Origin of the sequence: Corallococcus sp. CA054B (assembly GCF_003611625.1) — a bacterium.
GTDB lineage: Bacteria > Myxococcota > Myxococcia > Myxococcales > Myxococcaceae > Corallococcus > Corallococcus coralloides.
Genome location: NZ_RAVY01000008.1, coordinates 1 through 13,393 on the forward strand (window position 1 = coordinate 1; position 13,393 = coordinate 13,393).

A 13,393-nucleotide genomic window follows, 5' to 3' on the forward strand; every position below is an offset into this window, starting at 1 on the left:
GCCCACGGTGGGCAGCGGGGTGGTGGGCAGCTGCGGCGTCTCCGCCACCGGGGCCTCCACCGTCGGGTCCTCCGCGGGGATGTTCGTGTCATCCGGCACGGGCGTGGGCGCGGGCGCGGGCTCCACCGGCGCGGGCGCGGGAGGCATCACGTCCTCGAGCGTCGTCCCCATGGTGAAGCCGTCGTGGTAGATGGCGCCTTCGGGCTTGATGGCGGCGTCGCGGTACAGACCCATCTTCAGGTAGTTCAGCTCCTTGCCGAACTGGTTGGCGCCGTAGGTCTTCGGCAGCACGTGCTCGCCGTTGTGCCACAGCTCCACGAAGCCGACCTTCTTGTCCGAGGACCACTTCACGTGCAGCACGAAGTCGTGCCAGTTGCCCTTGTTGATGGAGGTCTGCCACAGCACGGGCGTGGTGTTGCCGCCCACGCGCAGGTTGATCTTGTCCCCGCGCACGAAGAACTCCAGCGGCGGTGAGCCACAGCAGCTCTCCTGGTGCCACTGGGTGATGACCTGCCACGAGTCATGCACCGGGTAGTTCGAGGGGAAGAGCGTGCTCCACTTGTAGTAGTACTCCTTCCCCTGCGTCTCGTGGGTCAGGTAGAGCAGCTCGTTGCGGTTGCCACTGGCGTTGATGGGATTGTCGCCCTGCTTCACCGTGGCCTTGAGGGCGTACCTGCCGTCACGCACCACATCTGTCACGACCTGCAAGCGGCTGTTGGCAACGGCCTGTTGGCGCGTCCACTGGGACGTGTTGCCGGTCTCGAAGTCGCCCTTCCAGATGACGCCAGCGAAAGACAGGGCGGGCATCAGGGAGGCCGCGGCAACGAGCTGAAGGAGTCGCTTCAAACAGGGGTCCTTTCGGTCCGGGTTGGGCCAAGGGGACACGCGGCGGGAAAAAAGCCTTCCCGCCCCATCCCGCCTGCCAACCCCCTGCCAGACGCGCGCCCGGCGGGTCGCCTGGTGGGGCATGAGGGGGACAAGGCCCTGCCGCCCGTCACTTCCCCAGGCATGCCGAAGTGCGTGATTCCGGGCGGATGCGGGCGCTCAAACCATCCGTCGAGAGCAGCCGTGCAGCCGAGCCCCCGGGCGTCATCCCCTCAACAACCTGACGGCCCGGCGCCCTGTCTCCCTGTCGCATCGGACGTGGGAAGTGGGCCTTTTTTCAAGATCGGCGGAGCAGCCCGTCTATTGGTGCGTGTGTCACCCCAAACATCCGATGCGCCTGTTCTCCCACCGCCTTGCTGCCCACCGCGTCATGGAACGCCTGGAGGCAGGGGACGGAGCCAGGTCGGCGTTCGTCGGAGGTTGGTGTAGAACGGCCCGGAGGGGCGGCAGGGGGGAGACGCCCGAGGGGACCGCATGGTGAAGCCGGCGAAGATGAGTCTCTGGGCGCTGGCACTGGCCATCCCCCTCCTGGCTGCTGGCGTCGCGGCCCTGAAGCCCCGGGCGCAGCCGCAGGCCCTTCCTGACACCTTCTGGACGGATCGCCGGGCGGCGGCCCGTATCGAGGCCCGCCTCACGCACCCGGAAGCGGACCGCTACCGCTCACGCGCCCCCGCGGGCGGCTGCCCGGTGCCCGCCGAGCCCATGCCCCTGGGCCCGCTCGCCCGAATGGAGGCCCAGCAGGACTGGGGCGGCATCGCGGCGGCGTATGCCCTGGAGGGCGAGTGGAACCAGGCGGCCTCCTTCCTGGAGCGCACGCCGGGCTCGCCGGAGCGCGACAGCGACCTGGCGGCGGTGGCGCTCGCGAGGGGGGACCATGAGCGCGCGCTGCGCCTCCTGGACGGCGCGCTCGCCGCGAAGCCGAACCTCACGCAGGCGCAGTGGAACCGCGCGCTGGTGTTCCGGGAGATGGGGCTGACGCTGCGCGCGTCGGCGCTCTTCGAAGAGGTGGCGAAGCGCAATGAGCAGGGCTGGGGGCGCGAGGCCCACGCCCAGGCGCTGGCCCTGCGCGAGGCGACGCTGGAGCGCCAGCGCCAGTGGAAGGCCGCGCGCGACGCGACCCTGGCCCTGATGGAGGACCCCAAGGCGCCCCTGCCCATGGACGCGGCCCGGCAGATGCCCGGCACCGTGCGCGGCATCTTCTATGACGTGGTGCGCGCCGCGGAGTCGAAGGAGCGCGCGCAGGCGCTGCTGCCGCTGGCGAAGGAGCTGGACCGGCTGCATGGCGGCAGCGTGCTCACGGACTACGTGCAGCGCGTGGCGAAGCGCGACTTCTCCCGCCGGAGCACGCTGGCGCGGCAGTACGCGCAGTCCCTGCGGGCGGGCCACGGGGTCCCGGATGCGCTCCTGGACCGGGCGCGGCTGTCCGGCGACGACGACATCTACCTGGGCGCCCTGCTGCGCGGCCGCAGCAACGCCACGCGGGACCTCCAGGACACGCTCGCGCGCATCCAGAAGACGAACGACCCCTGGTTCGCGGACATCGCGGAGCGGGACCAGGCGCGCAAGGAGATACTGGAGGGCGCGTGGTGGAAGGCCGAGCAGCGCTACTTCGGCGCGCTCCAGCGCTGCCGTGAGACGACGGTGTCGGTGCGCTGCCTGGATCTGGAGCGGCGGCTGGCCATGTTCTACGGCGACATGCAGCGCGTCTCCGAGGCCGAGCAGCACGCGAAGCAGCTGTGGGCGGGCGCCCGGCAGCTGCGCGAGTGGGACCTGGAGCTCAACGCCCTGGAGATCCTCAGCCACGTGGCGCGCTCCCGCAACGACCTGGGCAGCGCCCGCGCGTACCTGGAGGAGTGGATGGCCCGCGGGGCCTCGGTCAGCTGCTACTGGCCCCACGTGCAGCTGGCGCACCTGCACTACCAGGACCTGCGGCCAGAGGCCGCCCGGCGCGAGCTGGACCTGGCCGCCGCCTGCTCCGACAACCCGATGGAGCCGATGTTCGGCGCGACGCTCGCGGAGCTGGCGCGCACGAACTCCGGCTCCGGGGACGCCGCGTGGATGCGGGCCATCTCCACGAAGATGCTGGCGGGCCCGGTCGTCACGAAGAGCGACCAGGTCTACGAACGCTACCTGGAGGGCCGCTTCCTCCTGGATCAGGACCGGAGCCGGGGCGAGGCGTTCCTGCGCGACACCATCACCCGGGCGGACGCGCTGCCGCGCGGGGACGCCCTGGCGCGCGAGTCGTGGGCGCTCGCCTATTCGTCGCTGGCGACGGACGCGGGCCGCGCCGGTGAGTTCCCCAAGGTGGTGACGCTGATGGCCGCCCAGCTGGGCACGCCCGTGCCCACCCGGTGCGCGCTGGCCGCCAGCGTCCACGCGGAGCGCACCGTGCTGGTCGCGCTGGGGCCCAAGGGCGAGGTGAAGGGCCACTACGATGCCTCGCGCAAGGTGGCGTTCGCCCACGCGGACTCGTCCCGGCTGGTGCCGGACGCCCTGCGCCAGACGCTCGCCAGCTGCGAGCGCGTGGACGTGCTCGCGTGGGCCCCCATCTTCGGGCGCACGGACCTGCTGCCGGCGGAGCTGGCGTGGAGCTTCCGCTTGGGCCGCGTCAGCGGTCCCCGCCCGGCCCCCGCGGCCACCCGCCGCCTGGTGGTGGCCGGCGTGGAGACGCCGTCGCTGCTGCAGCTGCCCCGGCTGCCCACGTGGACGCCGGACGCGGAGCCCGGCAGCGCTCCGCCGGACGTGCTGTCCGGTTCGGACGCCACGCCCTCGCGCGTGCTGGCGCGCATGGCGGACGCCACGGAGATTGAAATCCACGCCCACGGCATCACCGACCGCACGCTCTCCGGCGCGTCGCTGGTGGTGCTGTCCCCAGAGGTCAACGGCCGCTACGCGCTCACCGCGGACGTGGTGCGGGAGCACCGGCTCACCGGCGCGCCCACCGTCTTCCTGGCCGCGTGCAGCGCGGGCCGCACCACGGCCCTGCAGAGCACGGAGCCCTTCAGCCTGCCGGCGGCCTTCATTGATTCGGGCGCGAGAGCGGTGCTGGCCTCCACCGTGGACATCCCGGACGCGGCGGGCCGCTTCTTCGACGGTGTGCGCCGGCGCATCCACTCGGGCGTCCCCGCCGCCATCGCGCTGCGCGACGAGCGCCAGGCGTGGCTGTCCCGCGACGCCCGGGCCGGGTGGACGCGTGCCGTGCTGCTGGTCGAAAACGCCGAGTGACCCGGCGCGAAGGTCAGAGAGGGGGCTCCAGATGCGTGTTGCCGCCGGGAACACGGAAGTGGTGGAAGGTGACGCTGGCGCTCACGTCCAGCGCCTTCACCCAGTGCCACCAGCCCACGGGCAGGAACACCATGTCCCCCGGCTCCAGCACCGCCTCCAGCACGGTGGCCTCCGCGTAGAGCGGATGCAGGGTCAGGTCCGGCGCGTCCGCGTTCACGTGGCTGAAGGTGCCCCGGTGCGGGTACACCCGGTGGCGCTCGAAGGACGGCACCAGCCGCACGTGCTTGCGGCCCAGCACCTGGCCCAACAGGATGTTCATGTTGTCGTGGTGCAGCGGGGTGATGGTGCCCGCCGGCCCCAGCAGCAGCGTCAGCATGTCCTCGCGCAGGTCCGGTTCGATGATGCCCGCCGGGGCCCGCAGGTCCTCGCGCAGCGGCGACAGCCCGCCCTCGCGCCAGTTCTCGTTGCGCGGCACCATGTAGTAGTCGTTCGTCCGCGTCCCCGTCTCCAGCAGGGTGAGGAAGTCGGAGAACGGCATCCGCGAGCGGTGCCGGTCCTGGAAGGCCGCGTGCTCCGGATCCGCGTCGCGGCCCACCATCACCTCCACCTCCACGCTCCCCAGCCGCTCGCGGAAGTACGTGAGCGACCAGCGCTGGAGCGCCGGCCAGTCCGCCATCATCCCGCGCAGCACCACCGGCCGGTGACCGAAGTAGTAGCGCTGGAAGAACTCCTCGGGGCTCACCCCGTGGCGCACCTCCAGCTCGCGGCCCCCGTCCTGCGCCCGCAGCGCGCTGTAGACGTCCATCAGCGACTCCATCCAGCCGAAGTGCCGGGCCACCTGCCGGCAGGCCCGGAAGTACGGATGGGCGCCCACCGCCGCCACCTCCGCCCGGGCCACCGCGGGGTCCACACCGGACGACACCAGCACCTTCTGTACGTCTTCCTCCGTGACCCCCAGCGCCAGGTTCTCCGCCAGCCACTGTCGCCACTCGGGGCGCAGCTGGGACGTGTCTTCGTTCATTCGGAACTCCTTGAAATCCTTGGAGGCAGGGGCCGGGGGGCCCCTGCTGCCGGGAGGGCCGTCCATGTTATGGACGGCCCAAAGTCCCAATCCACCCAGCCTCGGTTTACGCAGGACTCCCCTCGTAGCAGGAGAAAAGATCCATGACCTCCGGAGACGTGTCGTCCGTTTCCCCCGGTGCCTTCGAACCGGACACCAGCGCCCCGCATGTGAAGAACTCGTACCCCACCTGCAGCGAGCGCGGCCCGCGCCGCCGCCGCCCGCTGCCGCCGCCGTCGGTGCCCCCCCTGATGGAGGGGGGGACGGGGCTCGCTGAGCCTCCTGCCGGGCAGGCCTGTCTGCCCTTCCGGGCATTTTTCTCTCAAGAAACGAACCGCTCGGCGTCTTTAGTCAGGAAAGCCCACCAGTCACTTCGGGGCCTTGGGTCATGGCCAATCTCTTCAACCGGGAAAAGCGCCACTTCGAGGCGTTCATCCAGCGACACCGACCCAGCCTGCTGGCGGTGGCGCGGCGGTTGTGCGCTCGCGGCGCCCTGGACCCGGAAGACCTGGTCCAGGAGGCCTTCGAGCGGGCGTTGCCGGAGTTTGGCCATCTGAAGGACCGGACGGAAGCGGCGTGCGCGGCGTGGCTGTGCACGACCATGACCAACCGGTTCCTGGACCACTGCCGCCGGCAGCGCACGGAGAGCCGGGGGCTGCCGCACCTGGCGCTGGTGCAGGACCTGCCGGTGACGGGGGATGGCGACCAGGAGAACTGGGAGCTGGTGGGCAACGAAGCGTTCCAGGCGGCCATCGAGCAGCTCAAGCCGCACCTGCGGGACGCGTACAGGCTTCACGCGGAAGGCCGCCGCTATCAGGCCATCGCTGAACATTTCAACGTTCCCGTGGGAACCGTGGGCAGCTGGCTGACGCTGGCGCGCCGGGACCTGAGGGAACTGCTCCTCCCGAGCGTGGCAGTGGCCCGGGAGCGGGGGGTCCAGTCATGAACGCGCATTGCACCCGGTTGCATCTCTTCATGGACGGCGAACTGTCCGAGTCCGACGCCGAAGGCTTCCGGAACCACCTGCCGCGCTGTGCCGCCTGCGAGGGCGGCCTCAGGGATCTGCTCCAGCTGGAGCTGCTGGCGGCGCGGGCCCTGGGTACGGGCGTGGCGGAAGCGCCGGCCGCGAAGCCGGAGGGCAACGTGGTGTCGCTGGGCGCGTGGGTGCGCAAGAACGCGCGCGTGGTGGCGCCGCTGGCCATGGCCGCCAGCCTCTGCGCCGTCTTCGTGCCGCGCATGATGCCCGCCACGGACGTGCCGGCGATCGTCTTCCTGGAGAACCAGACCACCCGCGAGCTGGAGGCCCGCCTGTCTGATCCGCGCGCGGACCAGTGGCGCCGCTACAGCCCCATGCGCGGTGGCGCGGACGGCGTGGAGGCCGGAAAGGGCACCCTGCCGCTGCGTCCGCTGGCGGAGATGGAGGAGCGCAAGGACTTCCGCGGCATCGTCGCGGCCTACGTGCTGCACGGCCAGTGGCAGCAGGCGCAGGCGGTGCTGGCGCGCGAGCCCGCGTCGCTGGCGCGCGACAGCGACCTGGCGGTGGTGGCGCTGCAGGACGGCCGCTACCAGGACGCGCTGGCGCTGTTGGACCCCGTGGTGCGCGCGGATCCGCGCAACCCTCAGGCGCTGTGGAACCGCGGCCTCGCGCTGCGCGCCCTGCACCAGGAAGCCCGCGCCGCGCGCGACTTCGACCAGGTGGCCGCGCTGGGCGAGCCGGGCTGGAGCGACGAAGCGCGCAAGCTGGCGGAAGAGCTGCGCGCCGCCGCTCGCTGAAGCACCCTGGATTCCCCCGCGCGTCACGAGCGTCCACCACCGGGCGCTTTCGCGCGGGGTGCGTGACTCGTTCCTCGGGATGACGTGACAGGCTGCTGGGGTTGTCGGAACACTCCAGGAGCCGTCCATGCCCGAGTCTTCATCCGCCGACTACGCGTCCACCTACCGTGACTTCCGGTGGGAGCGGCCGGCGCACTTCAACTTCGCCACGGACGTCATCGACCGGCACGCGGCCGAGCGGCCCCAGGCCCCCGCGCTCCAGTGGTCCGACGAGTCCGGGCGCTCCCAGCGCTTCACCTTCCAGGACCTGAAGGAGCGCTCGCTGCACGCGGCGCGCTTCCTCACCGGGCTGGGCCTGAAGCGCGGCGACCGGGTCTTCATCCTGATGCCGCGCGTGCCGGAGTGGTGGTTCCTGGTGCTGGGCTGCATCCGCGCGGGCATCGTCTTCATGCCCGGCACGCCCATGCTCACGGCCAAGGACATCCGCTACCGGCTGGAGGTCTCCGGCGCGAAGGCCGTCCTCACCGACGGCAGCTGCCTGGACCGCTTCGAGGGCGTGCAGGGCCAGGCCCCCGGCGTGACGACGTGGGTGTCCACCGGCGACGCGCCTTCTCCGTGGACGCGATACACATCGGAAGCGCTGTCAGAATCCCAGGCGACGGCGTTCCCGCCCACGAAGGCGGATGATCCGCTGCTCATCTACTTCACGTCCGGCACCACCGGCATGCCGAAGATGGTGCTGCACACCCAGTCCAGCTACGGCCAGGGACACCTCATCACCGGCCGCTACTGGTTGGACTTGAAGCCGGAGGACCGGCACCTCACGCTCAGCGACACCGGCTGGGCGAAGTGCGCGTGGGGCAAGCTCTTCGGTCCGTGGAGCGTGGGCGCGTGCAACGTCGTCTACGACTTCCGCGGCCGGTTCGACCCCGTGGGCTTCCTGAAGGTGCTGGAGCGGGAGAAGGTCACCACCTTCTGCGCGCCGCCCACCGCGTGGCGCGCGCTGGTGCTCCAGGACCTGAAGGCGGTGGACCTGTCCTCGCTGCGCCACTCGCTGAGCGCGGGTGAGCCGCTCAACCCGGAGGTCATCCAGACGTGGAAGGAGGCCACCGGGCTGCACATCCGCGAGGGCTACGGCCAGACGGAGACGGTGGTCATCGTGGGCATCTTCCCTGGGATGGAACCGCGCGTGGGCTCCATGGGCAGGCCGTCCCCGGGCTTCACCGTGGCCGTCATCGACGAGCACGGCAATGAAGTGGCGGACGGGCAGGAGGGCGACATCGCCGTGCGCGTGAAGCCGGAGCGGCCGGTGGGCCTGTTCGCGGGCTACCTCAACGACGACGCGGCCAACGCCGCCAGCAGCCGGGGGGACTGGTACGTCACCGGCGACCGCGCGGTGCGCGACGCGGACGGCTACCTGTGGTTCGTGGGGCGCTCGGACGACGTCATCAAGACGTCCGGCTACCGCGTGGGCCCCTTCGAGGTGGAGTCCGCGCTGATTGAGCACCCGGCGGTGGCCGAGTCCGCCGTCATCGGCGTGCCGGACGACAAGCTGGGCCACCGCATCAAGGCGTACGTGCTGCTCACGCCGGGCCACACGCCGTCACCCCAGCTCGCGCAGGAGCTGCAGGACTTCGTGAAGAAGACCACGGCGCCCTACAAGTACCCGCGCGAGATTGAGTTCGTCACGGAGCTGCCCAAGACGGTGAGCGGGAAGATCCGCCGCGCCGAGCTGCGCGCCACCCAGAAGAAGTAGGGCGGCGCGCAGGGCAGGGGACTACTTCAGCCAGTCCGTGTGCACGAAGCCGGCGTCGGGCTTGTCCCGGCGCTGGTAGGTGTGCGCGCCGAACGCGTCGCGCTGGGCCTGGGTGAGGTTCTGCGGCAGCTCCGGGCTGCGGTAGCTGTCCAGGTACGCGAGGCTGCTGCTGAACACCGGCACGGGGATGCCCGCCTTCGTCGCGACGCCCACGAACTTGCGCCACGCCGGGGCCAGCTTGTCCAGCACGGGCGAGAAGGCTTCGGACACCATCAGGTTGGGCAGCGTGGGCTGCTGCTGGAAGGACTCGCGCAGCGGGGTGAGCAGCTTCGCGCGGATGATGCAGCCGCCCCGCCAGATGCGCGCCATCTCCGCCAGCGACACGCCCCACTTGTACTCGTCCGACGCCGCCTGGATGAGCCGCATGCCCTGCGCGTACGTCACCACGCGCGCCGCGTAGAGCGCGTCATGCGCCCACTGCGCCAGCTCCTTCTTCTCCTCCGAGGACAGGGAGATGTCAGGGCCGTGGAGCTTCTTGCTCGCGGCCACGCGCTCGTCCTTGCGCGAGGACAGGTTGCGCGCGTCCAGCGCGGACGCGATGGAGGGCACCGGCACGCCCAAATCGAGCGCCACCTGCACCGTCCACTTGCCCGTGCCCTTCTGGCCGGCCTTGTCCAGCACCAGGTCCACCAGCGGCTTGCCCGTCTCCGGGTCGCGCTTGCGCAGCACCTTGATGGTGGTCTCCAGGAGGAACGACTCGGCGATGCCCTCGTTCCACTTGGAGAACAGGTCGGCCAGCGTCGCGGCGTCCAGGCCCAGGCCGCGGCGGAGCACGTCGTACGTCTCCGCGAGCAGCTGCATGTCCGCGTACTCGATGCCGTTGTGCACCATCTTCACGAAGTGGCCCGCGCCCTCCGGGCCCACGTGGGTGACGCACAGGCCTTCCTCGCTGCGCGCGGCGATGGCCTCCAGCACGGGCTGCACCAGCGCGTACGCGTCCTTGGGACCGCCGGGCATGATGGACGGGCCGTTGCGCGCGCCCTCCTCACCGCCGGACACGCCGATGCCCAGGAAGTGGAAGCCCTTCTCCTTGCACAGGGCCTCGCGGCGGCGCGTGTCCAGGTACCAGGAGTTGCCCGCGTCCATGATGACGTCACCGGGCGACAAGAGCGGGAACAGCCGGCCCATCATCTCGTCCACGGGGGCGCCCGCGGTGATCATCAGGAGGATGCGGCGCGGGCGCTCCAGGCCGGCGACGAACTTCTCCAGCTCCGCGAAGCCCTGCAGGGCCTGCTTCGGGTTCTCCTGCTGGACCTGCTGGAGCTTCTCCGGGTGGCGGTCCCACACGGCGACGCGGAAGCCGTGGTCCGCGATGTTGAGGGCCAGGCTCGCGCCCATCACGCCCATGCCCGCCACGCCGAACTGCGCCGGCTTCGTCTGTTCGCTCATCGTTCCCTCCAGAGGGCCGCCTCACCCGTGGGCGGCGGGATCCAACATCCACTGCGTGTTCGTCACGTGCGACGCGGGCAGGGACATATCGCCCGCGAGGATGCGCCGCATGGCGTCCCGCTTGCCCTCGCCGGCCACCAGCCCCAGCACCGCGCCCGCGCCCTGGAGCACGGGGAAGGTCAGCGTCATCCGCCACGGCGGCGGCTTCGCGCTCTGCTCCACCGCCAGCACCCGCCGCGTGCGCTCCTGCAGGGCGGGGTGGCCGGGCATGAGGCTCGCGGTGTGGCCGTCCTCGCCCACGCCGATGAGCACCACGTCCAGCTTCGCGGGCAGCGTCTTCTCGTAGTCGCGCGCGGCGGCGTCGCGGTCCGTGCGCTCGCCCTGCATGCGGAACACCTGCGTGTCCGGCAGCTTCAGCGGCTCAATCAGCGACTGCTTCACCAGCAGGTAGTTGCTGTCCTTGTGGTCCGGCGGCACGAAGCGCTCGTCCACGAAGTACACGTCCACGCGCTCCCAGGGGAGCTTGTGGTCCGCGAGCATCCGGTACGCGGGCTTGGGCGTGTTGCCGCCGGACAGGGCCAGGCTCACGCGCGGCTTCGTCGCGAGCGCCTTCTCCAGCTCGCGCGCCATCCAGTCCGCGGCCTCGCGGGTCAGCTGCTCGGAGGGAACGATGAGGGGCTGGCTCATAGCGTGGACCACCGCCGGCCGTTCTTCGCGGGCAGCGCGTCCGCGGCGTCAGGGCCCTTGCTGCCCTTGGCGTAGGTGTGGACCGTGCCGCCCGCGTCCGTCTCCAGCGCCTGGAGGATGGGCGTGATGTAGCCCCACGCCTGCTCCACGCTGTCCTGGCGCGCGAAGAGGGTGGCGTTGCCGCGCATGCAGTCCAGGAGCAGCCGCTCGTACGCCTCCGGCACGGGCTTCTTGAAGCTCTCCGCGTAGTCCATGTCCATGGTGACGCCGCCGATGTTGACGTCCTCGCCGGGAATCTTGGACTCGAAGGACAGCGCGATGCCTTCGTGCGGCTGGATGCGCAGCGTGAGCACGTTGGGCTGCAGCCGCTGGCACGTGGCGCCGCCGCCGCTGAACAGGCCGAGGGGCACCGTCTTGAAGTGGATGGACACCTCCGTCAGGCGCTTCTTCAAGTTCTTGCCCGCGCGCAGGTAGAAGGGCACGCCCTGCCAGCGCCACGAGTCGATGTTCATCTTCATCGCCACGTACGTGGGCGTGCGCGAGCCCTTCTTCACGCCCTTCTCGTCCTGGTAGCCCTCGTACTGGCCCACCACCACGTGCTGGGGCACGTCGCCGCCTTCAACGGGGCGCAGCGCGCGGAAGACCTTGTTCTTCTCGTCGCGGATGTCCTCCGCGGCGAAGGACACCGGGGGCTCCATGGCACACAGGGCCAGCACCTGGAGCAGGTGGTTCTGCACCATGTCCCGGATGACGCCCGTCTCGTCGTAGAAGCCGCCGCGGCCCTCCACGCCAATGGCCTCGGCCGCCGTGATTTCCACGTGGTCGATGTGCTGGCGGTTCCAGAGCGGCTCGAAGATGGCGTTGGCGAAGCGGAACACCAGGATGTTCTGCACCGTCTCCTTGCCCAGGTAGTGGTCGATGCGGAAGATCTGCTGCTCATCCAGCGCCGAGCCCAGCGTCCTGTTGAGGGCCTTCGCGCTCTCCAGGTCGTGGCCGAAGGGCTTCTCGATGATGAGCCGGTGCCAGGGCTTCTGGCCGGGCTGCTCCTCTCGCTTGATCAGGCCCGCGCCGGAGAGGCTCTGGATGATCTGCGGGAACGTGGAGGCCGGCGTGGCCATGTAATAGAGCTGGTTGCCGTCCGTCTTGCGGCGCTTCGCGAGGTCCTGGAGCTTCTGTCCCAGGCGCTTGAAGGCCTCCGGATCGTCGTAGCCGCCGGAGGCGGTCTCGATGCTCTCCGTGAAGCGCTTCACCGCGGCTTCATCCAGGGGCTGCGTGCGGGCGAACTTCTTCAGGCCCTCCTCCACGTGCTCGCGGAAGGGGCCGTCCTCCAGCTTGGAGCGGCTGTAGGCGACGATGGCGAAGTTCTCGGGGAGCAGGCCAGCGCGGGCGAGCTCGAAGAGGGCGGGGAATAGTTTGCGCTCGGCCAGGTCGCCCGTGGCACCGAAGAGGACCAGGGTGCAGGGGTCCGGGCGCCCCGCGCTGAACACCGGCTCGCCCTCACGGGGATGGGTTTCGATGTGCACTCCCTGCGCGTCCATGCGGTTCTCCCTCCGGGTTCGCCGGGCACCTTAAGGCGCTAATCTGGCGGCCCTGCAAGCGCATTGCAGGAGAATGACGCGGGCCTGACGTCTTGCCTGCCCCGGCGCTCGGGCGCTCCGTCGGCTTCCCTCGGGCTCTGTCGGAGGGCGCGCGGGCGGCCGGGCCGGCGTGAGCTGGCTGCCTGGAACGTGGTACTCCTGGCGGACCGGACGCCTCCGGCGTCGCGCTGAACGGAAGCTCCTTCTCTCGCATGCGCTACGTCGTCTCGCTGTGGTTCTTCGCGCTGTTCCTGGTCACCGCGCCCATCCTCTTCACGTTGGGCGCGGTGTTGTTCGTGGTGGCGTACCCGTTGGACCCGAACCGCCAGTGGCTGCACGTGCTGGTGTGCCGCTGGTGCTATGGGCTGTGGCTGCACGCGTCCCCCGGCTGGCGCGTGCGGGTGGAGGGACGGGAGCTGTTGCCCCAGGGGCCGTGCGTCTACGTCGTCAATCACCAGTCGTTCGCGGACATCCTGGCGGTGATGGGGCTGTTCACGCCGTACAAGTTCGTGGCGAAGGCGTCGCTGTTCCGCACGCCGCTGGTGGGCTGGATGATGACGCTGCTGGGCTACGTGCCCATCGTGCGCGGCAGCTCCACGTCCATGGAGCAGCTGCTGGGCCCGTGCCGCCGGTGGCTCCGCAAGGGCATCCCGGTGCTCATCTTCCCGGAGGGCACGTACTCGCCCGGGGAGCTGCTGCCCTTCAAGCGCGGCGCGTTCCAGCTGGCGCTGGAGGAGCACGTGCCGGTGGTGCCGGTGCTGGTGCGCGGCACGCGGGAGCTGGTGGATGGGGACGGGCCGTGGATGAGCCCTCGCGCCACCGTCACGGTGCAGGTGATGCCGGCCTTGCCGCCGGAGACGTTCGGGCCGGACTCGGCGGCGCTGGCCACGCGCGTGCGTGAGCAGTTCGTGGAGGCGCTCGCGCGGGTGGGCTGAAGGCTCACGGACGGGATAGCGTCAGGGGCATGCGCCACCTGCTCCT

General features: G+C 70.7%; 10 protein-coding genes. 5 read left to right on the plus strand and 5 right to left on the minus strand.

Features of this window, described 5'->3' with window-relative positions:
- Window positions 1-846 (minus strand): polysaccharide lyase (locus D7V80_RS03520; RefSeq protein WP_233585113.1); only part of this gene is annotated, 846 nt, incomplete at its 3' end.
- A 513-nt stretch (window positions 847-1,359) separates the two neighbouring features.
- Between D7V80_RS03520 and D7V80_RS03525 the strand changes: the two genes are divergently transcribed.
- A complete protein-coding gene (locus D7V80_RS03525) occupies window positions 1,360-4,110 on the plus strand; it encodes a CHAT domain-containing protein (RefSeq protein WP_120586802.1) in 2,751 nt (916 codons plus the stop codon).
- A gap of 13 nt (window positions 4,111-4,123) precedes the next feature.
- Here the strand turns inward: D7V80_RS03525 and D7V80_RS03530 are convergent, their stop codons facing one another.
- Window positions 4,124-5,131 carry a cupin-like domain-containing protein gene (locus D7V80_RS03530; protein WP_120586803.1) on the minus strand — a complete coding sequence of 336 codons (1,008 nt, stop codon included), beginning with the start codon at window positions 5,129-5,131 and terminating at the stop codon, window positions 4,124-4,126.
- A 427-nt stretch (window positions 5,132-5,558) separates the two neighbouring features.
- On the opposite strand from D7V80_RS03530, the gene D7V80_RS03535 reads away from it, so the two are divergent.
- The 3 genes from D7V80_RS03535 to D7V80_RS03545 all read left to right on the plus strand — a co-directional run bounded on the left by D7V80_RS03535 (window position 5,559) and on the right by D7V80_RS03545 (window position 8,699).
- Window positions 5,559-6,116, plus strand: a complete 558-nt coding sequence (locus D7V80_RS03535; RefSeq protein ID WP_120586804.1) for an RNA polymerase sigma factor — start codon at window positions 5,559-5,561, stop codon at window positions 6,114-6,116.
- Window positions 6,113-6,943, plus strand: a complete 831-nt coding sequence (locus tag D7V80_RS03540) for a zf-HC2 domain-containing protein (protein WP_120586805.1) — start codon at window positions 6,113-6,115, stop codon at window positions 6,941-6,943. Before D7V80_RS03535 ends, D7V80_RS03540 begins: the two co-directional genes overlap by 4 nt.
- 127 nt (window positions 6,944-7,070) lie before the next feature.
- Entirely contained in the window at window positions 7,071-8,699 is a 1,629-nt protein-coding gene (locus tag D7V80_RS03545; protein ID WP_120586806.1) for an acyl-CoA synthetase, read from the plus strand.
- A 21-nt stretch (window positions 8,700-8,720) separates the two neighbouring features.
- Here the strand turns inward: D7V80_RS03545 and gndA are convergent, their stop codons facing one another.
- The 3 genes from gndA to zwf are packed head-to-tail and all read right to left on the minus strand — an operon-like array spanning window position 8,721 to window position 12,373.
- Window positions 8,721-10,148 carry an NADP-dependent phosphogluconate dehydrogenase gene (gene gndA, locus D7V80_RS03550; RefSeq protein ID WP_120586807.1) on the minus strand — a complete coding sequence of 476 codons (1,428 nt, stop codon included), beginning with the start codon at window positions 10,146-10,148 and terminating at the stop codon, window positions 8,721-8,723.
- A gap of 21 nt (window positions 10,149-10,169) precedes the next feature.
- Window positions 10,170-10,835: a 6-phosphogluconolactonase gene (gene pgl / locus D7V80_RS03555; protein ID WP_120586808.1), complete on the minus strand. Its 666-nt coding sequence runs from the start codon at window positions 10,833-10,835 to the stop codon at window positions 10,170-10,172.
- On the minus strand, window positions 10,832-12,373 hold the full coding sequence (zwf, locus tag D7V80_RS03560; RefSeq protein ID WP_120586809.1) for a glucose-6-phosphate dehydrogenase: 1,542 nt from the start codon (window positions 12,371-12,373) through the stop codon (window positions 10,832-10,834). The genes pgl and zwf overlap by 4 nt, the downstream gene beginning before the upstream one ends.
- A 251-nt stretch (window positions 12,374-12,624) precedes the next feature.
- On the opposite strand from zwf, the gene D7V80_RS03565 reads away from it, so the two are divergent.
- A complete protein-coding gene (locus tag D7V80_RS03565) occupies window positions 12,625-13,347 on the plus strand; it encodes a 1-acyl-sn-glycerol-3-phosphate acyltransferase (protein ID WP_120586810.1) in 723 nt (240 codons plus the stop codon).
- Window positions 13,348-13,393 lie beyond the last annotated feature (46 nt).

Coding starts and splice junctions, on each gene's coding strand:
- D7V80_RS03525 (WP_120586802.1), top strand. CDS start 1,360: ATGGTGAAGCCGGCGAAGATGAGTCTCTGGGCGCTGGCACTGGCCATC.
- D7V80_RS03530 (WP_120586803.1), bottom strand. CDS start 5,131: ATGAACGAAGACACGTCCCAGCTGCGCCCCGAGTGGCGACAGTGGCTG.
- D7V80_RS03535 (WP_120586804.1), top strand. CDS start 5,559: ATGGCCAATCTCTTCAACCGGGAAAAGCGCCACTTCGAGGCGTTCATC.
- D7V80_RS03540 (WP_120586805.1), top strand. CDS start 6,113: ATGAACGCGCATTGCACCCGGTTGCATCTCTTCATGGACGGCGAACTG.
- D7V80_RS03545 (WP_120586806.1), top strand. CDS start 7,071: ATGCCCGAGTCTTCATCCGCCGACTACGCGTCCACCTACCGTGACTTC.
- gndA (WP_120586807.1), bottom strand. CDS start 10,148: ATGAGCGAACAGACGAAGCCGGCGCAGTTCGGCGTGGCGGGCATGGGC.
- pgl (WP_120586808.1), bottom strand. CDS start 10,835: ATGAGCCAGCCCCTCATCGTTCCCTCCGAGCAGCTGACCCGCGAGGCC.
- zwf (WP_120586809.1), bottom strand. CDS start 12,373: ATGGACGCGCAGGGAGTGCACATCGAAACCCATCCCCGTGAGGGCGAG.
- D7V80_RS03565 (WP_120586810.1), top strand. CDS start 12,625: ATGCGCTACGTCGTCTCGCTGTGGTTCTTCGCGCTGTTCCTGGTCACC.